Here is a 22,219-nt window from a genome sequence, read left to right as displayed (position 1 = left end):
CCCCGTAAGGAACGCAGTTATGCGTAGTAGCCTTGTGGCGTTTCGTACTACCTAAATCACACAAACACAAGAAGAGCACGGTGTGTCCCCGAAGAAACATTATGAAATACCGTTTCTGAGGGGATATACCGTGCTCCCCCGTAAGGAACGCAGTTATGCGTAGAACGCCTTGTGGCTATATTATTGACTTAATCACGTAAATACAAGAAGAGCACGGTGTGCTCCGAACAAACATTATGAAATACCGTTTGTGAGGAGTATGCCGTGCTCTTCCCTTCATCATATTCAGTTAATAATCGCCACAAGGCAGAATAGCATCTCAAGTGACGCTTTAGGAGCGTACGTTCCGTACATCTTTTTTATTATTTGATTTCCAAATCGCCCACAATGATGTAGCCACGCAAATGGATGAATACGCACCACTTACGAAACCAACAATCATACATAGAGCAAAGTTTTTTGTTGTATCCCCACCAAAGAAGTATAAAGAACAACATGCAAACAATACTGTAGATAATGTATAACAAGAACGATGGATACTTTGGTGGATACTCGCATTGGCAAGGTCTGCAAATGTATCGGTACGCTTATGAGTATGTGTATTCTCACGAATACGGTCAAAAATTACCACAGATTCATTCATGGAGTAACCAATAACTGTCAAGATTGCTGCTAGGAAGGACGAATCAATTTCTAAATGGAAGAAAGAGAACACACCTAGTACCATGATGAGGTCATGGAAGATAGCCGCTAAACAAGACAAGGCCACACGATACTCAAAGCGATAGGTAATATACAACGCTAACGCTACGAAAGCGATAAGCAAATTAGTCAATGCATGCTCTGTAACTTCGGAACCGATCACAGCACCAACCGATTCAATCCGTTTTACTGTACCTTCTGCCAAGTTTTTGTTCAAGGCTGCTATCACAGCTTGACTTTCACTAGCCTCAAGGTTACGAGTACGAATCATTACTGTTTTACCTTCTGATTCCGTAGCATCGGCACCAGATAATTGGATGACTGCATTTTCCAAATCGAAAGCTTTCAAATTTTCCCGCACAGCAGACACTTGCACGGGTTTGCTAAATTCTACTTCTACAATGGTACCACCAGTAAAATCGATACCAAAGTTAAATCCATATATAAACATGGAGATAATACTAATAATAACCGCGATGGAAGAAATACTAAACCACCAACGATGACGTTTTATTACATCAAATGTCATTTTTTCTTATCTCCTTTCTTAAATGCTTCAATCGTAATAGATGGAGATACGTTAGAACCATACCAGAATGGTCGGTTTGTAATTTGTGCTGCAATCAGCATATGCATCAAGGTACGGCTCATGGATACAGCTGTAAACATGGATACGATAACACCTAATGCCAAGTTGATAGCGAAGCCTTTTACAGGGCCACTACCAAGAACAATGAGGATTACCGCTGTAATCATAACGGATGTGTTCGCATCAAAGATCGTATCGAAAGCACGACGGAAACCAGATTCCATGGACATACGCAATGTTTTACCTTCCACCACTTCTTCTTTGAACCGTTCAAAGATTAGGATGTTCGCATCCACGGCAACCCCCATACTGAGGATAATCCCCGCCACACCCGGTAAGGTCATGGTCGCATTCAGGGCATGCGGTCCCAGAATGGCTACTAAAATCATTACGAATACCAGTAGTGCAATCGTCGCCACAAATCCAGATAATCTATATAAGACAAGCATAAATACGATGATTAAGGCAATACCAACACCGAAGGCTACTACGGATTTGTCTTTCGAGTCTTGACCCAAAGTAGGACCAACAGTACGTACTTCCATCACTTCTACTTTAACAGGCAACGCACCAGAGCGCAACAAGATGGCTAAGCTTTTTGCTTCTTCTAAATCACGGCTACCTGTAATACGAGCACTGCCACCAGTAATTGGTTCGTTCACCACTGGATTTGTCAATTGCTCACCATCAAGGTAAATACCGATATGACGACCAATGTTAGCGGTTGTTAAAGCACCGAATTTTTTCGCCCCTTCATCTGTTAATTGGATATTAACGGATGCTTGTTTACCTTCTAATTGTTCTTTTGCATCTTTTAAATCATTACCATCTAAATGAACTTTGCCATTTTCATCACGGAACTCAAGAACCGCTGTTTTACCAACTGTCTCAATAGCTTTTTGAGGATCTTTTTCACCAGGTAATTCGATAATGATACGTTTTTTACCTTCTCGTTGAATGATAGGCTCAGTTAAACCCATTTCATTAATACGACGGCCTAAAATTTGAATAACCCGTTCCACCGCATCATCTGTGACCAAATTCGGGCCAGAATCTTGCGCTTCTAATACAATATGAGTACCACCTTGTAAATCCAACCCTTGTTTAATGGAGTTGGCAAGTGGTCCAATGAGCCAAATAAATAGGCCTAAAATCACTGCTACTACGCCGAAAAAGCGTAAAGCTGCTTTTGTGTTCAATGGATTCCCTCCTATCCTTTATAACAATGGATACTCTCTGATGGGGTTACGATTTTGTGCATCCACTCATCATGAGGTGCCATGGGTAATACCTCCTCTGAAAGTTGGTTATCCCAGGCAATACCGATTCGTTTTTCTACAGCAATCTGTTGTAAGTATCGGTCATAATATCCAGCCCCCATTCCCATGCGACCGCCTCTACGATCAAAGGCAAGGCCGGGAACGAGAATACAATCCAATTCCATTGGTTCTACGATCTCATAAGGCTCCTTAGGAATACGGATTCCCAACGTGCCCCTCGCAAGTGTTTCTAAATCAGTAATCCGAACACCTACCATCTCCGTTTTGGTTACGCACACAGGTACATATACATGCTTACCCTGCTCCAAGGCTTTTATAATGAAAGCATCTAGATTAGCTTCCTTGGGCATAGCCAAATAGGCCATGATATGCTCCGCATCAACCACTTTAGGCATAGCCCACAGTCGATCCGCCAATTGTGCCGACCACGTAGGAACCTCTTGGACTGGCACACTGCGACGACGTTCTAAAAAAGCCTGTCGCAATGACGCTTTATCCATTACTTTTGGTCCTTTCCAAGAACTTGTGCAATGGCTGTACGAGCAAATTTCATTTCTACTTTTTCAGATACTTGTAGCACTAGTGTATCTTCTGTTAAGGAAACGATTTCCCCGTAAATACCGCCTACGGTCAATACTTTCTGACCTTTTTTTAGACTATTCAATAACACTTGACGTTGTTTTTGTTGTTTCTTTTGTGGACGATATAACAAGAAATAAAAAATCACGACCATAATCAATAATGGTAAAATTGCTTGCCCTGTTTGTCCTTGGAAAAATTCTAAGAAATCCATACATCCTCCTATTTAGTAAAATATTGCCAGAACTCTTCGCGGAATGCTACAAAGCGATCTTCTAAGATAGCTTTACGCATTTGACGCATAAATTCTAGTAAGAAATATAAATTATGATACGACACCAAACGGAAAGCCAAAATTTCTTCTGCTTTGTATAGATGTCGAATATAAGCTCTTGTATAGTTACGGCACGCATAACAGCCGCAACCTTCTTCAATAGGACCCCAGTCACGCATGAAAGAGGCATTACGTAAATTCAATCGTCCTTTCCATGTCATGGCCATACCATTTCGTGCCACACGTGTTGGATATACGCAGTCAAACATATCGACACCACGAGCTACCCCTTCCACTAAACAGTCAGCAGTACCAACACCCATCAAATAACGAGCTTTATTGGTAGGCAACAATGGTGTTGTATATTCTAGTACTTCATACATCAAATCATGTGGTTCCCCTACAGAAAGACCGCCAATGCTATACCCTTCAAAGTCCATAGCTACCAATTCTTTGGCACTTCTTTCACGAAGGTCCTTATACATACCGCCTTGGACAATGCCGAACATGCCTTGGTTTTTGGAACGACGTGCCTTTTGGCAACGTTCCGCCCAACGTGTAGTCCGCGCTGTGGATGCATCTGCATACCGATGATCCGCCGGATAGGGGATACATTCATCGAATGCCATCATAATGTCAGATCCTAATTGTTCCTGTACTTTTGTTGCCACTTCAGGAGACAAGAATTTTTTAGACCCATCTAAATGAGATCTAAAGTTCACCCCTTCTTCTGTAATCTTGCGCAACTTGCCTAAACTGAACACTTGGAACCCACCGCTATCGGTTAAGATGGCTTGGTCCCAATTCATGAACTTGTGCAATCCACCAGCCTCTTCCACTAGGTCAGCACCCGGGCGCAAGAATAAATGATAGGTATTACTCAAAATGACTTGAGAGCCCATCGCTTTGAGCTCCTCTGGGGCCAATGTTTTCACCGTTGCCTGTGTCCCTACGGGCATGAACATTGGTGTTTCATAAGTTCCATGAGGAGTATGCAATAACCCTGCCCGTGCACCTGTATGGGGGCATTGTTTTTGCAATTCATATCTAATCGCCATATATACACTCCTTTATTACTTCTGTATTATAACACAACTTTCAACTTATCGAATGAACATTGCGTCACCAAAGCTAAAAAATCTATATTTTTCACGTACCGCCTCTTCATAGGCCGCCAGACAATGCTCTCTGCCAGCTAGAGCGCTAATGAGCATGAGCAAGGTAGACTGTGGCAGATGAAAGTTAGTAATCAATGCGTCTACCATCTTATAAGTATATCCTGGGTAGATGAAAATTTGAGTCCAGTCGGAACCGCTTCTTACATGACCTACCTCGGTCGCTGCTGATTCCAAGGTGCGCACCGATGTAGTTCCTACGGCAATCACTCTTCGTCCTTCTGCTTTGGCACGGTTCACAAGTTCTGCAGTCTCTTCCGACACGTGATAAAACTCTTTATGCATATCATGGTCTTCAATGGATTCTGCCGACACAGGACGGAATGTACCCAATCCTACATGAAGGGTAACAAATCCAATTTGCACACCTTTAGCCTGAATTTCATTCAACAGTTCCGGTGTAAAATGTAAGCCCGCCGTCGGTGCTGCTGCGGACCCTTTTTCTTTGGCATATACTGTTTGGTATCTATCTTTGTCTTCTAGCTTTTCATGAATATACGGAGGCAATGGCATTTCCCCAATATCATTGATAATCTCATCAAAATTGCCATTTGGCTTAAATTGAATCAATCGACCACCAAATGTTGTATGATCAACAACAACCGCTTCCAAATTGGCACCAAAGGACAGTTCTTGTCCCTTTTGACATTTTTTACCCGGTTTCACAAGGCATTCCCATAGATGTTCTCCTTTCGGCGTCAACAGCAGTACTTCTACCTTGCCACCTGTTCCTTTTCGTTCTCCATACAAACGTGCTGGGATGACCTTCGTGTTATTGAAAATTAACACATCTCCTACCTGCAACTCTTCTAGTATAGAGTGAAAGGATGCTTTATGGCAGATTTCTCCACTCACCTTGTCCAAGGTCATCAATCGTGACATATCCCGTGGTTCTACCGGATGTTGCGCTATGAGTTCCTCCGGCAAATCATAATTAAAATCAGATACTTTCATGCTATTCCTCATTAATTGTACAGTTTTGTAAGTGCCGTACCTTGGTAATAATGTTGTAAAATCACTTTATAATACTCAGGCTGTCTTGCCTCTTTTCGGCTAGCCATTTCTGCCGCTCCCCACTGTGAAAGCCCCAATCCATGTCCCCAACCATATCCATGAATTGTCACTGTCTGATTCGCTTTGCTAAAAGTATGGTTTGGTTTTACAGAGGATCCTTGCATACGGGTTGGAGGGCTTTGCCCTACATAAAAATCAAATAAAGTGGACTTTAATCCAAATATCCCTTGTACCTGTTCTCCTGTTAGCGATATTGACCCCCTCTCACCGATAAATTTCATCACTTTTACACGCCCTGATACGCCACGATCTTGTGCTTTCACAGATCGATCCCCCAACGGAGACAATTCAATTTTCTGTAAATATCCTACCGATTTGCTAGCACTCGCTAATTTCTGCTCTATACTTTGACGGCTCGTGATAACATTCCACACGGTGGTCCCTTCATGATTAGAGTAATCTACTACACCCTTTAGATATGGTACATCATTCCCCCATACATTGACACTATCTTCTGTATAGCCACCTCCATCGGAATGAAAAAGAGCATTAATCGGTTGCCCCTGATAGGTAATCACCATACCATGGGTATGCTTTACTGCTGCATTCGTGCTGGCAAATTCGCTACTTTTTCCACCATATACTTGGTCAGCTGTAGTGGTTCCAATATCATACAGATTGTTTTGTTTATTCTTCATAGAGTGTAAAGCATAGGTCCTAGCCGCTACCGCTTGTGCCTCAAGAGCTGCTACAGGCCAACTAGGTACCACTTCTTCTGGGACTACCCCCTGTACATATTGTTCTAAGCCTAACACATTCACTACACTCATCATTCCCGATCCATTGGCGTGTACAGTAATACCGCCACGATAAGTTTTTCCCAACGTTTGTAATTCAGACCCATACCGACCTTGTGAATTTTGAATACTAATGGTTGTACCGATGGGCTTCCCATTCACTCGAACCACCCCGCCGTCTCCGGAAATAGTGACATTTTGGTGTTCTTTGATTGTCTGCACTTGGCGACCTGCACCATCTAAGACGACCATGGGCATCTTGCTAGTGATACTGAAAGATTGTGATCTATGTCCAAGCAATACTCGTATCACAGGCTCTCCACTAGAACCTGATTTTCGTATTGAAGTAGCTTCTACTTTTGTAGCACCTTTTTTATCTTTCTTGTTAGATTCTGATACAGTCTGTTTTCCAGTATTCGATGCTTTCACCGTAGGCCTCTGAATCACTCGCTTTGGTACTGTAGGAGCTTTTCTTTCATTTGGCTTTACGAAGGGGGCTTTCACTAATGTACGTTTCGGCACTTCCTTTTGCGAGACTGCCATCCCTACCAATGGCATAGCCCCTAATAAAGTCGTCATTATTGCAATCGCTACATAGCGATATCCTACCTTTTTCATGCATCCACCTTCCTAGGGATCCCCAAGTGGTCATAGGCAGCCGGTGTCACAATGCGCCCGCGATTTGTTCGTGCCAATAAGCCAAGTTGCATCAAGTACGGTTCATACACATCTTCAACACTTTCACGTTCCTCACTCACTGAGGCTGCAATCGTGTCCACCCCTACAGGGCCACCATCAAATTTTTCAATAATAGTACTTAAAATACGTCTATCTATACGATCTAGACCTAGCTTATCAATATCTAAACGCTGTAAGGCCTGATCTGCAATTTCTTTTGTAATCACACCATCACCCAATACTTGCGCTACATCACGAACACGTTTCAACAAACGATTGGCAATACGAGGAGTTCCTCTAGAACGACGAGCAATTTCACTAGCCCCTTCTGGGTCCATATGGATATCTAAAATATCAGCAGAACGGCTCACAATAAACTCTAGCTCATTTTGCTTGTAATATTCCAAGCGACTAATCACACCAAAGCGATCACGGAGCGGTGCCGCCAAAGACCCCGCTCGTGTTGTGGCACCAATCAGGGTGAATTTAGGCAATTCAATACGCACCGATCTAGCACTGGGACCTTTACCAATAATAATATCTAAAGCATAATCTTCCATAGCAGAATATAGCACTTCTTCTACCGAGCGAGATAAGCGATGGATTTCATCGATAAACAATACATCTCCCGGTTGCAAATTGCTCAATAAAGCTGCCAAATCGCCAGCTCGTTCTATGGCTGGTCCAGAGGTAACACGAAAGTTTACGCCCAATTCATTGGCTACGATTCCTGCCAAGGTGGTTTTCCCTAACCCTGGAGGTCCATAGAGTAAGACATGGTCCAAGGTATCTCCTCGCAGCTTGGCCGCTTCAATAAAAATATGAAGATTCTCTTTTGCCTGTGTTTGCCCAATGTATTCTTTTAAATAGCGAGGACGAAGACTAAATTGCCAATTGTCTTCTTCCCGTTCTTGCATGGTTACAATTCGATTTTCTTGTTCCATTCTTATCGTCCTTTACCCAATGCCGCTAATACTTGTTTTAATAAAACTGGTACTTCCTGTGTTCCATCGTACACATTTTGAATCACTGGCTGCACCTCTTGTGCACTATATCCTAATGCCATCAGTGCTTCTAACACTTCTTCGGTAGCACCTACAGGCACTTGTTCTACTGGTGAAATTCTTCCCGTTGGTGTGAAAGTACCTGCAATACCGAGGCTTTCAATTTTATCTTTTAACTCTAGCACCAATCTCTCTGCTGATTTTTTACCAATACCAGGCAATTTCTGAAGACCTTTTGTATCGCCACTAATGATCAATCCCACAAAGTGGTCTGGGCTAATAGCCGATAAAATACCAAGTCCTAATTTTGGACCCACTCCCGATACAGAGATAAGCAATAAAAACAGCTCATAATCTTCTATGGTCAAAAAGCCATATAATTGAATGGCATCTTCCCGTACATTGGTGTAGGTAAATAGACATGTTTCTTCTCCTACTTGCAATTGACTTTGTACTGAACTAGGTACGTACACACGATAGCCCACATTATGGACATTCACGTACACCACATCAACCAATCGATGGGTGACAATTCCTTTTATATATGCAATCATTATATCCTCACAATTGTAAAATCTGTTTCAATGTATCTGTATGGGAACTATGAGCCGTGCAGATGGCGATGGCCAACGCATCGGCCGCATCATCAGGCTTAATTTTTTCACGAATCCCCAATAAATTCATCGTCATGTAGATAACCTGTTCTTTTGTGGCTTTCCCATAGCCCACTACAGATTGTTTCACCTGTAATGGTGTGTATTCATAAATCGGCAAATCTTGTTGACTCGCCGCCAGCAGTGTAACACCTCTTGCTTGTGCTACGCCAATACCCGTTGTTACATTGCGGGCAAAGTACAATTTTTCTATGCCAAATTTTTGAGGGCGAAATTCTTCTAGAATATCGCTCAACTCATTAAATATAATTTCTAACCGGCTTGCCTCTGGCGTCTTCGCCTCTGTGGTAATCACACCGTACGTAACAGGTTTTAAGGAACTGCCCACTACATCAATGATACCATAACCACAGATGGCATAGCCTGGATCTATTCCAATAATTCGCACGCTATAACCTCTGATATCTTATCTTTATTCCAATCATTTAATTATAGCAAATTTACCGCACATATGCACCCTTATAGTATACCTTTTTCTAGCAAACTCACATAAGTACCATCTCCAATAATAATATGATCCAGCACGGGAATCCCCATAACCTCTCCAGCTCTGGCAAAAATTTTTGTCACTCGCACATCATCACTGCTCTCTGTGGGGTCTCCTGATGGATGGTTATGCATCAATATCATGGCCGCCGCATTAGCATCGATGGCTTGGCGAAATACGGCTCGTTGTTCCGCCGTACTACTAGTCAATCCCCCTTTTGAAATGAGCACTGGCTTGATCAATTTATTCTTTACCGTCAATAGCAACACATAAAAATGTTCTTCTCGTTTGTGGCGGAGACGTTCCATCATATAATTTGCCGCCGCTTCTGGAGTGCTAAAATCTGCCCAATCTTGTTTCACTTTCATCTGACCTAACCGTCGGCCTAATTCAATCGCCGCGCAAATGGTCACCGCCTTATCTTGCCCAATGCCATCAATCTCTCGCAAAGTATCTACGGTAACATTATTCAATCCACCAACCAATCCTTCCATTCGTTTCACCACATCATGAGCTACTTCCAAAACAGTAGCCCCCTTTCGACCTGTGCGCAACAAAATCGCTAATAATTCCTCTAACTCTAGCGCTTCCGCTCCTAAGGCAATAAATTTTTCTCGTGGCATTTGATATGATTGTAAGTCCAGCATAATTCCTCCAACATTTGAAAGTACACCCTCTAGTCCCATAAACGACAACACGCCACACTCCGAAGAGTGTGACGTATCACTATGTACCATTGTAGGTACGCATATATCTTTCTTTATATTGTATTCGCCGTAGAATAGAAAAACCCTTTATTTTCTTCCCGATTTCTTCATAAATGTCTTTATGGTTACAAAATCACTGGCACACCTAGTATACACTTCCCCTGTAGTCGATATAAATAGTCTTTACGTTTCCGAGTTACCTGCCTCTGCATGACTTTGTCCATATACACTGGCTGCATAGGTTTCAAAATCTTCTCCATGTTTGAAAGCATCTTCTCTTAGGTACGCATGAAAGACAACTTGGTCTTCTTTCACCTGCATTAGGTTCGGCACATGTTGTGCTAGACAATCGAAAAACTCTTGCTCTGCTTTCAATAACACACGGCCATGTTTTAATTGTTTCCCTTTCACCACTGAGTAAGCTAATGCCCATACTGGGCGATCATCGGTAGAAGAAAGCTTACGATATTTATAGCGAAATTTTAATGGTGGCATCATGGACTGTTTAAATTGGTAGACCCCGTTGATCATTGTATACGGAATGACCATTCGTTTCTTTCCTAATAAGCCTACCTCATCAATGATGAGATCCGATTCGGTCAACCTAAATGTATAGGTCCCCACTGCCTGCCACACTAGGACAAATAAAATAATTACTTCTATTAATATTTCTGCTAAAGCTACACTACCTAACTCCAGATATCTACATACACTATATGCCAAGGCTCCCAATGCTATCGCAATAAATACACTGACTAATGCAATGCCAGCGTTGGATCGTTTCGATTGTTCTTGATATTGTATAGACATGACCTCATCCTTTCATCAACAGTAACATCATCCTACTGTTAGAATAGCAACCAGTGAAAGTATTTGTCAACAACAAAAAGAGCCTCCTCATAGAGGAGACTCTTTCACAGATAATCAAAGATTACCAGTTTTTCATCACTAATGGGCTAGTAATACGTTTTGTATCACGAGCAATCATGATTTCTTCATTTGTAGGGATTGCAAAGATTTTAACTTTGGAACCTTCTGCACTGATTTCAGCTTCTTTACCACGAACATTGTTACGTTCAGGGTCAATACGAGTACCTAAGTATTCTAAACCGTTGCAGATTGCGTCACGGTTACCAATACCATTTTCACCGATACCAGCTGTGAATACGATAGCGTCAACGCCACCCATAACAGCTACGTAAGCACCGATGGTAGCACGTACTTTGTAATGGAACATATCCAATGCTAATTGCGCACGTTTATTGCCTTCTTCAGCAGCTTCTTCGATAACGCGGAAGTCATTAGAAACGCCAGAAATACCGAATACACCTGATTTTTTATTCATGATAGCATCAATTTCATGGTATGTCATATCCCATTTTTCCATCAAGTAAGGTACGATAGCTGGGTCAATATCACCACAACGAGTACCCATGATCAAACCAGACAATGGAGTGAAACCCATGGAAGTATCGATAGAACGGCCACCTTTGATAGCTGTAACGGAAGAACCATTACCTAAGTGACAGGATACGATACGAAGGTCGGACATGTGTTTACCCATCAATTCAGCCACACGTTGTGCCACATATTTGTGGGAAGTACCATGGAAACCATAACGACGAACACCTAAATCAGTGTATGCTTCGTATGGAAGACCATACAAGAACGCCTCAGCAGGCATTGTTTGATGGAATGCTGTATCAAATACACCAACTTGTGGTACATTTGGCATAATTTTTTGGCATGCTTCAATACCTTGGATGTTTGGAGGATTGTGAAGTGGAGCGATTTTCGCACATTCTTCCAATGCTTCCATCACTGCTGGAGTGATTAATACGGAATCAGCAAATTTTTCAGCACCATGTACTACACGGTGACCTACAGCGTCGATTTCATCCATAGAACCAATTACGCCATGCTCTGGATCAACTAAAATATCCAATAAGACTTGTAACGCCACTTTGTGGTCAGCCACTGGTTCGATGCGTTCTAATTTGTCAGCATCTGGACGGCGATGCGTGAAAATAGCATCATCGGAACCGATTTTTTCAAATTGACCTTTCGCCAATACAACTTCATGCTCCATATCAATTAATTGATACTTCAAGGAGGAGCTACCGCAGTTTACAACTAAAACGTTCATGTCTTATCCCTCTTTCTTAGTAACTTGAATGTGCCCATTCACACGTTGATTGATTTCTTCTCCTTGTGGAGAACTTTCACTGTATGAATAGCGTATATTCCACAGTACACCTTTATTAATGAAAGTATACTGAGTAAACCTAATTTTTTGTCCATTAGCACCTGCTAGCATCGTAGATTTCACAGCCTGTACGCCGTCCACCTGCACTCGCTCTTGGTCCCATGGTATATTGGCACCCGTTTGGCCTAATTCTTTAACCAAAGCTTGTTGCCCTAATTTTGCGCCCTCTTCTAGCGTTGGTAATGGTGCTCCTGTAGAAGCCTGTGTAGCACTCACATAGACACCATAATTTTTATCTAGTCCTGCATAGATGGTTAAAGGTTGTCCCTTTTCATTGGCTGTAATTCTATCCAACTGACCAAAGTCAAAAGGTGAATCCACAATCACTTCAGATTGACCTACATTGATGACTTTCTGACCAAAACTATAGGTATCGATGGCCTGTTGACTACCACAACCGCCTAAGAACAACACCATCCCTAAACCAAGGGCTATGATATATTGTTTCATATGCTTACCTCTAATAGACACAATTTCTACACCCAATTATAACACTAAATTCACGTTTTTTTCTACCCTTTTTTTGTGACTTCTTTCATATATTGTAGCTCTTCTATATAGATGATAAAAACATATCTTGATGTTCCTTGTAAAATGGGTAGCGTTTATGAAAGTTTTATCTCATGATATACTAATATACATAACAGGAGGTACCAGACCATGAACACCATCGGAATTATTGCAGAATATAATCCCTTTCACAAAGGGCACGCCCATCAATTACAAGAGCTTCGCCGTGCATATCCAGATGCAACTTTGCTCATTGTGATGAGTGGCGACTTTGTGCAACGGGGGACACCTGCCATATTTTCTAAATTTCATCGCGCTCAATGGGCTATCATGGGTGGTGCTGATATCGTCTTTGAACTACCTTCTATGTTCGCCGTTAGTTCGGCAGAATATTTTGCATCCGGTGGTGTCAGATTATTACATGCCCTAGGGTGTGACGCTATCTCATTTGGTGCCAGCCATACAGATGTAGAGGAACTTGTATCCATCGCTAAAGTTCTCGATCACCCTAGCACGCAAGAATCGTTGCGCACTCTTTTAGGGCAGGGGTACTCCTATAGCACAGCTCTTCGTAAAGCAATTCAGCTTTACCATTCAACAAATACCTCATTGAATACTGATAATTCCTTTGGGCAAAACTCAGAGAGCAACATAATTTCAGAAACAAAACAGCCCTCATCAGGGAACAACTCATTAGAAAAGTCAAATCACATGAGTATGTTAAATACTGACCCTAACATCATCTTAGGCATTGAATACATACGTGCCTTACATCGCTATCACATCGAGTTAGACATCATTCCCGTGAAACGAACGAGTTCCCATCACAATCCAACCTTAGGTGATTCATTTCCATCAGGCACAGCCTTACGAAATGCTATTTATGCATCCAAACCAACATCTTCCAGTCTATCCAGGTCTCACAACATACTACAAATGTCTGATACCTCTTACGCACCTTGTGCCTCATTAGAAGACGATGCATCCAGATTGTTAGATAAATTAGCTATTGATTCGACCGCATCGTTAGGCACACATGTTTCCAATTGGTATCACTATTTTCCCCCTATGGTAGCCCCTCTCGCTATGGACATCGTAGAGTCCAACTATTACGCTACCTTAGAGCGCTATTATGATATGATTCACCTCACTAGTCGTGTAGCAACCAAAGAAGATTTGCAAACCTTACATGACATGAGTGACGGTTTAGAAGATGCCTGGCTCACTGCGAGTACCCTCTCCTCTTGGGAACAAGCCCGTGAAAGTTTAAAATCAAAACGCTATACCTACGCTCGACTCGATCGTCTCGCTACCTATAGCCTCTTCCGTCGCACTCAAGAGATGTTCCAAGACTGCCACCAACAAGGACCTACCTACGGTCGTCTACTAGCTTTCAACGACAGAGGTCGTCAATACTTAAAAGGAAAGCGTTCCTCTATTCCTATCGTGCAAAAGTGGGCTCCTTTCTGTCAGCAAGCAACTGGCATTACCAAAGTACTGTGCGAGCAAGATCAACTAGCAAGTCGACTATGGAGACTCACTATAGATAATCCACGCTATCGTGACAGTCATTATGATTACACCACCAGTCCTATGTATGTGCAAAGTCTATAGAACACAAAAAGTCCCCTGTACTGAATGCATCATTGCACTCAGTACAAGGGACTTTTCTATTACAACCATTCTGGAGGATCTACGATCATCTTACCGCCTTCGATATCAATGGTTAACACCACTGTTTTCAAAGCAGGCAACAACAAATCAGGTTCACCCTCTTTGGCTACCACGTACACATCGTTTGCACCAGGTTGCAATACTTCTTTTACGATACCTAAATCATTGCCTTCTGTATCTTCCACAGCAAGGCCTTCGATTTCAAAGACATAATATCTATCTTCTGGCAATTCCACCAAATCTTGTCTTGGCACTTTAATTTCTTGTTTTCCCAAACGCTCTACAGCAGTGCGGTCAGGCAATTCTTTGAAAGTAGCCAATATAAATTGCTTATGAAACTTTGCAGATGTAATGTGGTATGGTTGACCATTGATGTAGCACACATCCATCTTCATAAACCGTTCTGGGAAGTCTGTTCTCGGCAATATACGAACATCGCCCCGCACACCGTGCGGAGCGACGATCACACCGATGGTAATCAGTTCTTGGGTATCCATTATTTACGGAATGCCACAACTTTGCCATCTTCTAGCAAAATTTCAGACCCCATAAGAGCATCTAAATTGTCACCGATTTTCACAGTAATTGTTTGCTCCATTTGGCCTTGGGCAATTTCAGAACCAACTTCAAGCTTTTCTGCTTCTTTCAAGCGCTCTGCTACTTGAGCTTTGAAAGCTACGCGTTGTTGCTTTTCTTCCTCGATTTGTTGACGCAATTGGATTAAACCTTGTGCATCAATTTTTGCTTGTTCACTTAACAAACGTTTAGCTTGGAATTCGATTTGTTGTAAATCTTGGTCCACCATGTCCATTTGCTGTTGTAAATCAGCAATGATTTTGTTTTTTAAAGTGTCCGTAACCTTAGACTTAATTGCCACGGGTACGCGTAATGTCATTTCTTCCATGTTACCACCCTTTTAGACAATATCAACGGATATCTTCTTGTTCTCTTTAATAGCCGCTGCTTTTGCCACAGCGCGAATTGCTTTCGCAATCTTACCTTGCTTTCCAATTACTTTACCCATATCATCAGGAGCGACACGGATTTCATAGACTTCCACTTGATCGCGGACTTCCATAGTAACAGAAACGGCTTCAGGTTGCTTAACTAATGATTGAACAATTAATGTAATTAATTCTTGCATCACAGTACGCCTCTCTATTAATTATTTTTTAGCGTCAGCAAATTTTTGCATAACACCATGTTTTTTGAACAAGGAGCGAACAGTATCAGTAGGTTGTGCACCTTTACCCAACCATTCTAATGCTTTCTCTTCGTCAATATTAACGATTGCTGGGTTTTTAGTAGCATCGTATTGACCTACTGTATCAACTGGACGACCTTCGCGTGGAGCGCGGGAGTCAGCAACAACGATACGATAGAAAGGAGCTTTTTTAGCACCTAAACGAGTTAAACGGATTTTTAACATTCTTCTTTCACCTCCTTAAATAGAATATTATCCCATGAACGGTAATTTAGGGAACATGCCCTTCTTACCTTTGCTCATAGACTGCATCTGTTTCATAAATTTGCGAGCCTCTTCAAATTGTTTGATCAATTGATTCACTCGCTGCACTGTAGTGCCGGAACCTGCCGCAATACGTTTACGGCGAGAACCGTTCAATATATTAGGATCCGTACGTTCCGCCATCGTCATAGATTTGATAATGGCTTCAATTTGACGTACTTCTTTATTGTCTAAGTCAAAGCCCGCTAATTGGTCTTTCAATTTCCCCATACCAGGCAACATGCCCAATAAGTTTTGCAAAGGCCCCAATTTACGGATTTGGTTCATTTGTGCTAAGAAATCATCCAAAGTAAAGCTATTTTTGGCCATCTTTTCAGCCATTTTTTTCGCTTCTTCTTCATCGATAGAACTTTGCACATTTTCAATTAATGTTTTGAAATCGCCCAAATCAAGGATACGAGATGCCATACGATCTGGATGGAATACTTCTAAGCCATCCATCTTTTCGCTAGTACCTGTAAATTTAATCGGTGTGCCTGTTACTGCTTTAATAGAAAGCGCTGCACCACCACGGGCATCCCCATCCATTTTCGTTAAAATTACACCATCAAGGCCTAGGTAATTATTAAATGCTTCTGCTGTGCCTACCGCATCTTGACCAATCATGGCATCTACTACTAACAAAATTTCATGAGGTTTCACTTCACGTTTAATATTGGCTAGTTCATCCATCAATGTTTCATCAATAGCAAGTCGACCCGCTGTATCAATGATGACAATATCTTTGAATAGGCGTTTTGCTTCTTCAATACCTGCTTTAGCAATCTCTACTGGATTCGCACCTGGTGTTTCATTTGCAAATACAGGAATATCGATTTGAGCACCTACCACTTGCAACTGCTTAATCGCAGCTGGACGATACACATCGGCTGCTACCAGCATCGGATTCTTACCTTGTTTACGAAGATGTACAGACAATTTGCCAGCTGTAGTCGTTTTACCTGCCCCTTGCAAGCCTACCAACATAATGATGGTCGGTGCTTTCGGAGAAATCATGATGCGACTTTCAGTACCACCTAATAACTCGGTCAATTCGTCATTCACAATTTTAATGACCGTTTGCGCAGGATTCAGGGAGCCGAATACTTCTTCCCCCAAAGCTTTATCCTTTATACGAGCAATAAAGTCTTTCGCTACTGCGAAGTTTACGTCTGCTTCTAACAAGGCAAAGCGAACTTGTCGCAACGCTAGGTTGACATCATCTTCAGAAATTTTACCTTTTCCTTTTAAGGATGCAAAGGCTTCTTGCAATTTATGTGTTAAATTTTCAAAAGCCATACTAGCCCTCCAATTGTGTTAATAATGATTGAATCGTTGTAGATGTGACTGATTCCAACTGTGTTTTCAGTTCTTTCACAATCTGTTGTCGCTGCAAATATTGTTCAATAAGGTGTAATTTTCCTTCATAAGCCTCCATACTGGACTTAGCTCGTTCAATATTATCGTGGACGGCTTGTCTAGATATGCTCAACTCTTCTGCAATTTCACCTAATGACATATCATCTTCATGATGCAAGGCGTAACACTCTCGTTGTCGCTCCGTCAACAAGGATCCATAAAAATCTAACAACAAACTAATTGTCATTCGTTCTTCCATGATTCACTCCTCTAGCGCTCTTTTTGAAAGCATTATCTGTCAAGCAAAAAATATTTACACCTTATATTACCAATATTTACAAGCCTTGTCAATACTTGTAAAGCAATTTACCTTTACACTTATATACAGTAGTCAAACATTTATGACGTAATCTACTAACTATGTATTTCAATAGCACTCTACCATATATGGATAAGGTGATTCTCTAACAGTATGAATTTTTTTGTTGTTCATTTTCTATTTGTGATTTAAATTTTTCCCAATATGCATTTGTTATATTGCATATTATTAAAATGCTACTATTCCTCTACAGGTACTGTAATTTTATATAAATAACTATTTCTATCTGTTTCCGTCCAATAATTACGCACTGGTTCTATATACACGGGGCCTGATATTTGCAAACTTTCATAGGATAGATAGCTACTTACCTTGTCGTACATCCACTGCGCTTGTTCTTCATAAAGCCCCGTATAAAACATCTCTAGATACATGCCTCGCGGACGAGTCACAATTTCCTTATCCCCTTCATAATCAAATCCTACATCTGTACAATAATGACTATAATTCGTAATATCCCCTTTTTCATAAGACTCTCCATCTATAGCCATACCAATTTTTAGTTCTTTAAAGGGAACTTCCTTTAACAACTGTGCTTGATGTTCTATTAGGGTAAATACTTTTTTCTTTCCAGTTTCTGTCGCATCATAAGGAGTCAATGCATAGAAGGACTCTTCTTTCATACCGAAGAATAATCTATTTTGCGGGATTTTCAAATACCGTTCCAAATTAAACAGAGTTCTCTCTAAATTCATCTTATTCGTATATAAATCGTTAATCTCCCGATCAAATCCATACCGTGCATCTTCTAATAAGGTTTTCAGCATATGTGTCCCTCTGTGTTCCACATAATCTTGGATATCTTTCAAAGATAAATTCAATTTTTTTAGTGTTAAGATAATTTCTAATCGATAACATTCTTCTAAAGTATAATAGCGGTATCCATTCTCTTCAATTTTTGCAGGAGGAAATAATCCTAATTTTTCATAATATAAGATAGTTTGTTTCGATATGCCGTAAATCTTCGACACATCTCCAATCGTCATATAAATATTTCGCATAGGCACCGTCCTTTCTATGATGATCTTCTATGTAATTCATCGATTTTCATGCAAAACTAAACTACAGGTATATAGTTTTATCCATACCTATACTATAGCATAACTGTGGGCTTTTTAACATATTAACTTTCATTCATATATTTTGCATATTATTAAATTAATTCTCATAAAAAGGTTGGCTTAGGAGGTTTTGAATCCTTATAAATCCCATAGTATCAACGGTTAATAAGATATACAAATAGTTTTAAGAATAATTATTTTTAGTTGTTGACTCCACCATAACCATATACTTTATTATAATATCAGAGGGCAGGAGTCCTCAATGAGCAAGTTAATAAGTATAAACTATATTGTATTAAGGAGGCTATTCCTATGGCATGTGGACACAAAGGTCGCGAATTCTACGCGAACGATCCAGAAAAATTAGCACGTTACGATATGGCAATGCGTCATATTGAAGCAGCTCGTGAAGAAGGTCAATCTTCCGAGGAAATCCACGCTATGTTCAACCGCATTATGAGCGGCAACACAGCTGGTAAATGTAAGCACAGAAAAGGTTGATTCAAATACGTACGCCCATACTATTAGAATATACCCCAACCTTTGAGTGAAATAGATAGGACGATGTCCGAAACAAAACCCCAACTCTTCTTCCCTTGAGTTGGGGTTCTATTTTTGTGTTAAAACTATTACTGACCACGCTTATATACATAATTCCAGCATTTTGTATAATATCCACAAAAAGGACTATAGCAAATCGTACCTAGTTCGTATTTGTTATAGTCCTTTTCTATTGTATGACATACGGTGAATGTTCATGTAAGTCCTATTACATAGATATTACAATAAAGTTATGAACTTCTCCGGATCATCATATAGGCTGATGATTACACTTTTGCACGTTTTAACCGCAATGCATTGCTCACCACCGTAACAGAGCTAAATGCCATGGCGGTTCCGGCAATGATAGGGCTCAAATACCCTATAGCTGCCAATGGAATACCAATGCAGTTAAAGATCAATGCCCAGAATAAATTTTGTTTAATATTTGTCATCGTTTTACGACTAATCGTCACGGCTTGTACTAAGGTGCGCAAATCATTTCGCACTAATACGATATCTGCCGCCTCAATGGCTACGTCCGTACCATGACCGATACCAAATCCAATATCTGCTAGCGCTAAAGCTGGCGCATCATTAATACCATCTCCCACCATGCCAACGGATTTTCCTTGACTTTGTAATGTGGCGATGGTATTTGCTTTATCTTGTGGCAGTACTTCCGCTACCACGTGAGTGATTCCTGCTTGCGCAGCTACATAGTTCGCTGTGCGCGCATTGTCCCCTGTTACCATCCACACATCGATGCCTTGCTCTTGTAAAGCCTTTACAACCTCAGGAGTTTCTGGACGCAATGTATCTGCTACAGCCCAAATACCGTGTACTGTGCCGTCTACTAACAAGATAGATACAGAGTTACCTTGTTCTTCCAGACTGTGAATCTCCGCTTGCCATGGCGTGATATCAACATCTAGTTCTTGCATCCATCGAGTATGACCAACTTTTACAAGTTTACCAGCTATGCATCCTTCTAGCCCTTTTCCAGGAATGTCTTGGAAATCTTTCACACTCATCTGTGGCACCCCTTTGCTAGCGCCATATGCAGCAATAGCTTGTGCAATGGGATGGGTGGATCCTTTTTCAAGATTCACTGTGAAAGCTAAGTTATACATTTCATCACCTGCTGTATATATCACTTTTGTAACAGATAGTTCCCCTTTTGTTAACGTCCCTGTTTTATCCATGATGATGGCATTGATATGACCTGCTTTTTCTAGAAACTCTGCACTTTTAATGAGCACCCCATGTTCTGCCCCAAGGCCTGAACCTACCATGATGGATGTGGGTGTCGCCAATCCCAAGGCACACGGGCAGGCAATTACAAGCACAGCTGTGCCATATAATAAAGCTTCTCCTACGGTAGATCCTAATCCGAAATACCAAATTCCCATTGTAAGGACGGCAATCCCGATGACCACCGGTACAAAATAGGATGCCACCACATCGGCGATACGCTGAATGCTCGCTTTAGAGGCTTGCGCTTGTTCCACCACTTTGATGATTTGGGATAACATAGTTTCCCCCCCAATAGCAGTGGCTTTCATAATAAACGTGCCCGACACGTTAACTGTGGCGCCTATGACTTGACTAGACTGACCTTTTTCTACAGGTACGCTTTCACCTGTCAACATGGCCTCATCCACTGTGGAATGACCTTCTAAAATAATTCCATCTACTGGTACTTTTTCGCCGGCCCGTACTTGGATCTTGTCGCCTACGACAATCTCCTTCGTAGGAATGTCCATCCACTCCCCATTGCGTTCCACATGGGCCACGCTAGGTTGTAATGCCACTAATTTTTGAATCGCCTCAGACGTACGGCCCTTAGCGATATCCTCTAATAATTTACCTAGCAAAATAAATGTAATAAGCCACGCAGAGGTTTCAAAATAGAGATCATTATTCCCTACCGCCATTTGGTAAATACTAAATCCATATGCTACAGAAGTCCCCAATGCTACTAGTACATCCATAGTGAGTGTACCACTCCGAACGGCCGCAAAAGCACCCGTGTAAAAAATCCAACCTGTACCAAATTGAGCGATCGTAGCTAAGACTAATTCAATTTCATGAGATAACATCGGCCAATGCCATAGATAGTGTCCCACCATGGATACCATCATAGGGATAGACATGAGAGCTGCCACGCCTAGTCGTATATATTGTTTTTTATGGGATGGCGGTTCTACCATCACGCCTTCATCCGCAGCCACATGCGCACCAAAGCCTATTTTTTCAATGGCTGCGATGACTTCTGTCGCACCTATTGTGCTACCTTCTGTATACGTTACGGTTCCTTTATTGGTGAGCAAATTGACTTTCACATCTTCTACACCATCTAATTTGCTAACTGCTTTTTCTACACGCCCTACGCAAGCAGCGCAGTGCATGCCAATAATAGAAAATTCTTCTTTATGCATTGTTCCTCCTCATAATAAATACATTCATCTGAAAGGCATCTAAATTTCTTGATATGAATATATTAACATATACTCTATTTATTTCATAGTATATAGCTTATACAAATCTTGTAGCCTATATCTTACACAGTTCAATTCTTTTTTCAATACTAACCAAATATGTTTACACAAAATATTTTACACAGGTTCACAGTATCTACCCTACGCAGATTCTACTATTCCTTGCACATATTTCACAGATATGTGTGACATAAATTGCCTTCCCATCAATTACATTAATTTCAGGACCTTCTTTCATAGATACTGGCATAGGGCTAATTTATGTTATACTATAGATATTCAGCCATTGTAAACTAAATCTCCATAGACAGTGTAAAATATTTTGTGTAAACGTGTTTAGTTAGTATTGAAAAAAGAACTGAACTTCTTTAAGATTTAAGTGTCAAATAAAAATCACAGAAAGAAGGTTCAGTTCTTATGACTAATACTAACACAAATTTATTAAATGCACTACCAGTAAAT

At 41.1% G+C, this 22,219-nt stretch carries 24 protein-coding genes; 2 read left to right on the top strand and 22 right to left on the bottom strand.

Annotated elements, in window-relative coordinates; genetic code table 11:
* Positions 1-331: 331 nt before the first annotated feature.
* From secF to EO125_RS08900, 14 genes are all read right to left on the bottom strand, one after another.
* Complete coding sequence (gene secF, locus EO125_RS08965; RefSeq protein ID WP_127148594.1) at positions 332-1,231, bottom strand: protein translocase subunit SecF; 900 nt, start codon at positions 1,229-1,231, stop codon at positions 332-334.
* On the bottom strand, positions 1,228-2,490 hold the full coding sequence (gene secD, locus EO125_RS08960; protein WP_127148593.1) for a protein translocase subunit SecD: 1,263 nt from the start codon (positions 2,488-2,490) through the stop codon (positions 1,228-1,230). The genes secF and secD overlap by 4 nt, the downstream gene beginning before the upstream one ends.
* 11 nt (positions 2,491-2,501) lie before the next feature.
* On the bottom strand, positions 2,502-3,071 hold the full coding sequence (locus tag EO125_RS08955; RefSeq protein ID WP_127148592.1) for a 5-formyltetrahydrofolate cyclo-ligase: 570 nt from the start codon (positions 3,069-3,071) through the stop codon (positions 2,502-2,504).
* Positions 3,071-3,364, bottom strand: coding sequence for a preprotein translocase subunit YajC (gene yajC, locus EO125_RS08950; protein WP_127148591.1), 294 nt, complete (start codon positions 3,362-3,364; stop codon positions 3,071-3,073). Before yajC ends, EO125_RS08955 begins: the two co-directional genes overlap by 1 nt.
* An 8-nt stretch (positions 3,365-3,372) precedes the next feature.
* On the bottom strand, positions 3,373-4,482 hold the full coding sequence (tgt, locus tag EO125_RS08945) for a tRNA guanosine(34) transglycosylase Tgt (protein WP_127148590.1): 1,110 nt from the start codon (positions 4,480-4,482) through the stop codon (positions 3,373-3,375).
* 45 nt (positions 4,483-4,527) lie between these two features.
* Positions 4,528-5,553, bottom strand: a complete 1,026-nt coding sequence (queA, locus tag EO125_RS08940; RefSeq protein ID WP_127148589.1) for a tRNA preQ1(34) S-adenosylmethionine ribosyltransferase-isomerase QueA — start codon at positions 5,551-5,553, stop codon at positions 4,528-4,530.
* An 11-nt stretch (positions 5,554-5,564) separates the two neighbouring features.
* Positions 5,565-7,028 carry a SpoIID/LytB domain-containing protein gene (locus EO125_RS08935; RefSeq protein WP_240630460.1) on the bottom strand — a complete coding sequence of 488 codons (1,464 nt, stop codon included), beginning with the start codon at positions 7,026-7,028 and terminating at the stop codon, positions 5,565-5,567.
* On the bottom strand, positions 7,025-8,032 hold the full coding sequence (gene ruvB / locus EO125_RS08930; protein ID WP_127148588.1) for a Holliday junction branch migration DNA helicase RuvB: 1,008 nt from the start codon (positions 8,030-8,032) through the stop codon (positions 7,025-7,027). Before ruvB ends, EO125_RS08935 begins: the two co-directional genes overlap by 4 nt.
* A 2-nt stretch (positions 8,033-8,034) precedes the next feature.
* Positions 8,035-8,646, bottom strand: a complete 612-nt coding sequence (gene ruvA / locus EO125_RS08925) for a Holliday junction branch migration protein RuvA (RefSeq protein ID WP_127148587.1) — start codon at positions 8,644-8,646, stop codon at positions 8,035-8,037.
* 7 nt (positions 8,647-8,653) lie between these two features.
* Positions 8,654-9,154: a crossover junction endodeoxyribonuclease RuvC gene (gene ruvC, locus EO125_RS08920; RefSeq protein WP_127148586.1), complete on the bottom strand. Its 501-nt coding sequence runs from the start codon at positions 9,152-9,154 to the stop codon at positions 8,654-8,656.
* A 71-nt stretch (positions 9,155-9,225) separates the two neighbouring features.
* Positions 9,226-9,900 carry a DNA repair protein RadC gene (gene radC, locus EO125_RS08915; RefSeq protein WP_127148585.1) on the bottom strand — a complete coding sequence of 225 codons (675 nt, stop codon included), beginning with the start codon at positions 9,898-9,900 and terminating at the stop codon, positions 9,226-9,228.
* A gap of 243 nt (positions 9,901-10,143) precedes the next feature.
* Entirely contained in the window at positions 10,144-10,770 is a 627-nt protein-coding gene (locus tag EO125_RS08910) for a hypothetical protein (protein WP_127148584.1), read from the bottom strand.
* Positions 10,771-10,891: 121 nt separating this feature from the next.
* The gene (locus tag EO125_RS08905) at positions 10,892-12,106 is read right to left on the bottom strand and encodes an acetate/propionate family kinase (RefSeq protein WP_127068212.1); all 1,215 of its coding nucleotides are present in this window, start codon (positions 12,104-12,106) and stop codon (positions 10,892-10,894) included.
* Between the two features lie 3 nt (positions 12,107-12,109).
* The gene (locus tag EO125_RS08900; protein ID WP_127148583.1) at positions 12,110-12,676 is read right to left on the bottom strand and encodes a hypothetical protein; all 567 of its coding nucleotides are present in this window, start codon (positions 12,674-12,676) and stop codon (positions 12,110-12,112) included.
* 210 nt (positions 12,677-12,886) lie between these two features.
* On the opposite strand from EO125_RS08900, the gene EO125_RS08895 reads away from it, so the two are divergent.
* Positions 12,887-14,350 (top strand): nucleotidyltransferase family protein, encoded by a 1,464-nt coding sequence (locus tag EO125_RS08895; protein WP_127148582.1) that lies wholly within the window; start codon positions 12,887-12,889, stop codon positions 14,348-14,350.
* 59 nt (positions 14,351-14,409) lie between these two features.
* Here the strand turns inward: EO125_RS08895 and rimM are convergent, their stop codons facing one another.
* The 7 genes from rimM to EO125_RS08860 form a co-directional block, all read right to left on the bottom strand.
* A complete protein-coding gene (gene rimM, locus EO125_RS08890) occupies positions 14,410-14,907 on the bottom strand; it encodes a ribosome maturation factor RimM (protein WP_127148581.1) in 498 nt (165 codons plus the stop codon).
* Positions 14,907-15,314 carry a YlqD family protein gene (locus EO125_RS08885; RefSeq protein ID WP_127148580.1) on the bottom strand — a complete coding sequence of 136 codons (408 nt, stop codon included), beginning with the start codon at positions 15,312-15,314 and terminating at the stop codon, positions 14,907-14,909. Before EO125_RS08885 ends, rimM begins: the two co-directional genes overlap by 1 nt.
* A gap of 12 nt (positions 15,315-15,326) precedes the next feature.
* Positions 15,327-15,554, bottom strand: a complete 228-nt coding sequence (locus tag EO125_RS08880; RefSeq protein WP_009353402.1) for a KH domain-containing protein — start codon at positions 15,552-15,554, stop codon at positions 15,327-15,329.
* A 21-nt stretch (positions 15,555-15,575) separates the two neighbouring features.
* Entirely contained in the window at positions 15,576-15,839 is a 264-nt protein-coding gene (gene rpsP / locus EO125_RS08875; RefSeq protein ID WP_009353289.1) for a 30S ribosomal protein S16, read from the bottom strand.
* Positions 15,840-15,866: 27 nt separating this feature from the next.
* Complete coding sequence (ffh, locus tag EO125_RS08870) at positions 15,867-17,216, bottom strand: signal recognition particle protein (protein WP_127148579.1); 1,350 nt, start codon at positions 17,214-17,216, stop codon at positions 15,867-15,869.
* Position 17,217: 1 nt separating this feature from the next.
* Positions 17,218-17,535 carry a putative DNA-binding protein gene (locus tag EO125_RS08865; protein WP_127148578.1) on the bottom strand — a complete coding sequence of 106 codons (318 nt, stop codon included), beginning with the start codon at positions 17,533-17,535 and terminating at the stop codon, positions 17,218-17,220.
* 299 nt (positions 17,536-17,834) lie between these two features.
* Positions 17,835-18,656, bottom strand: coding sequence for a MerR family transcriptional regulator (locus EO125_RS08860; protein ID WP_127148577.1), 822 nt, complete (start codon positions 18,654-18,656; stop codon positions 17,835-17,837).
* 372 nt (positions 18,657-19,028) lie between these two features.
* Between EO125_RS08860 and EO125_RS08855 the strand changes: the two genes are divergently transcribed.
* Positions 19,029-19,217 (top strand): hypothetical protein, encoded by a 189-nt coding sequence (locus EO125_RS08855; protein ID WP_127148576.1) that lies wholly within the window; start codon positions 19,029-19,031, stop codon positions 19,215-19,217.
* A 326-nt stretch (positions 19,218-19,543) separates the two neighbouring features.
* Here the strand turns inward: EO125_RS08855 and EO125_RS08850 are convergent, their stop codons facing one another.
* Positions 19,544-21,697, bottom strand: a complete 2,154-nt coding sequence (locus EO125_RS08850; RefSeq protein WP_127148575.1) for a cation-translocating P-type ATPase — start codon at positions 21,695-21,697, stop codon at positions 19,544-19,546.
* Between the last annotated feature and the right edge of the window lie 522 nt (positions 21,698-22,219).

The organism is Veillonella sp. VA139 (assembly GCF_003992005.1).
Lineage (GTDB): Bacteria > Bacillota > Negativicutes > Veillonellales > Veillonellaceae > F0422.
This window is presented reverse-complemented; position numbering and strand designations above follow the sequence as displayed.

Coding starts and splice junctions, on each gene's coding strand:
- rimM (WP_127148581.1), bottom strand. CDS start 14,907: ATGGATACCCAAGAACTGATTACCATCGGTGTGATCGTCGCTCCGCAC.
- EO125_RS08905 (WP_127068212.1), bottom strand. CDS start 12,106: ATGAACGTTTTAGTTGTAAACTGCGGTAGCTCCTCCTTGAAGTATCAA.
- secF (WP_127148594.1), bottom strand. CDS start 1,231: ATGACATTTGATGTAATAAAACGTCATCGTTGGTGGTTTAGTATTTCT.
- EO125_RS08880 (WP_009353402.1), bottom strand. CDS start 15,554: ATGCAAGAATTAATTACATTAATTGTTCAATCATTAGTTAAGCAACCT.
- tgt (WP_127148590.1), bottom strand. CDS start 4,482: ATGGCGATTAGATATGAATTGCAAAAACAATGCCCCCATACAGGTGCA.
- yajC (WP_127148591.1), bottom strand. CDS start 3,364: ATGGATTTCTTAGAATTTTTCCAAGGACAAACAGGGCAAGCAATTTTA.
- queA (WP_127148589.1), bottom strand. CDS start 5,553: ATGAAAGTATCTGATTTTAATTATGATTTGCCGGAGGAACTCATAGCG.
- EO125_RS08955 (WP_127148592.1), bottom strand. CDS start 3,071: ATGGATAAAGCGTCATTGCGACAGGCTTTTTTAGAACGTCGTCGCAGT.
- EO125_RS08865 (WP_127148578.1), bottom strand. CDS start 17,535: ATGGAAGAACGAATGACAATTAGTTTGTTGTTAGATTTTTATGGATCC.
- ruvA (WP_127148587.1), bottom strand. CDS start 8,646: ATGATTGCATATATAAAAGGAATTGTCACCCATCGATTGGTTGATGTG.
- ruvB (WP_127148588.1), bottom strand. CDS start 8,032: ATGGAACAAGAAAATCGAATTGTAACCATGCAAGAACGGGAAGAAGAC.
- EO125_RS08850 (WP_127148575.1), bottom strand. CDS start 21,697: ATGCATAAAGAAGAATTTTCTATTATTGGCATGCACTGCGCTGCTTGC.
- EO125_RS08900 (WP_127148583.1), bottom strand. CDS start 12,676: ATGAAACAATATATCATAGCCCTTGGTTTAGGGATGGTGTTGTTCTTA.
- EO125_RS08860 (WP_127148577.1), bottom strand. CDS start 18,656: ATGCGAAATATTTATATGACGATTGGAGATGTGTCGAAGATTTACGGC.
- EO125_RS08885 (WP_127148580.1), bottom strand. CDS start 15,314: ATGGAAGAAATGACATTACGCGTACCCGTGGCAATTAAGTCTAAGGTT.
- ffh (WP_127148579.1), bottom strand. CDS start 17,216: ATGGCTTTTGAAAATTTAACACATAAATTGCAAGAAGCCTTTGCATCC.
- radC (WP_127148585.1), bottom strand. CDS start 9,900: ATGCTGGACTTACAATCATATCAAATGCCACGAGAAAAATTTATTGCC.
- EO125_RS08910 (WP_127148584.1), bottom strand. CDS start 10,770: ATGTCTATACAATATCAAGAACAATCGAAACGATCCAACGCTGGCATT.
- EO125_RS08935 (WP_240630460.1), bottom strand. CDS start 7,028: ATGAAAAAGGTAGGATATCGCTATGTAGCGATTGCAATAATGACGACT.
- EO125_RS08895 (WP_127148582.1), top strand. CDS start 12,887: ATGAACACCATCGGAATTATTGCAGAATATAATCCCTTTCACAAAGGG.
- EO125_RS08855 (WP_127148576.1), top strand. CDS start 19,029: ATGGCATGTGGACACAAAGGTCGCGAATTCTACGCGAACGATCCAGAA.
- rpsP (WP_009353289.1), bottom strand. CDS start 15,839: ATGTTAAAAATCCGTTTAACTCGTTTAGGTGCTAAAAAAGCTCCTTTC.